Source organism: Deinococcus alpinitundrae, assembly GCF_009982895.1.
Classification (GTDB): domain Bacteria; phylum Deinococcota; class Deinococci; order Deinococcales; family Deinococcaceae; genus Deinococcus; species Deinococcus alpinitundrae.
This window is the reverse complement of the sequence record NZ_WXZL01000353.1, coordinates 1-257: the sequence shown is the minus strand read 5'-3', so window position 1 is coordinate 257 and position 257 is coordinate 1. Positions and strand designations below refer to the sequence as shown.

Below are 257 nucleotides of genomic sequence, written 5' to 3'. Positions count from 1 at the left end.
CAAGTACTTCTGTATGATGCTTACTAGAACCAATTGTTGAAACGATACCTTCACCAACACGTGCGATGATTGTTTCTTCACCAGCACCACCAACAAGTCGAGCAATATTAGCTCTAACTGTGATACGAGCTTTGGCTTTCACTTCAATACCGTTCATTGCTACACCTGCGATAAATGGTGTTTCAATGACTTTAGGATTAACAGACATTTGAACCGCTTCTAATACGTCACGTCCTGCAAGGTCAATTGCAGCAGCA

1 protein-coding gene is annotated in these 257 nt (G+C 42.0%); it reads right to left on the bottom strand.

Translation table 11 applies throughout. From position 1 onward, the window contains the following. Positions 1–257 (bottom strand): flotillin-like FloA family protein (locus tag GUI70_RS25945; protein WP_202630622.1); only part of this gene is annotated, 257 nt, incomplete at both ends.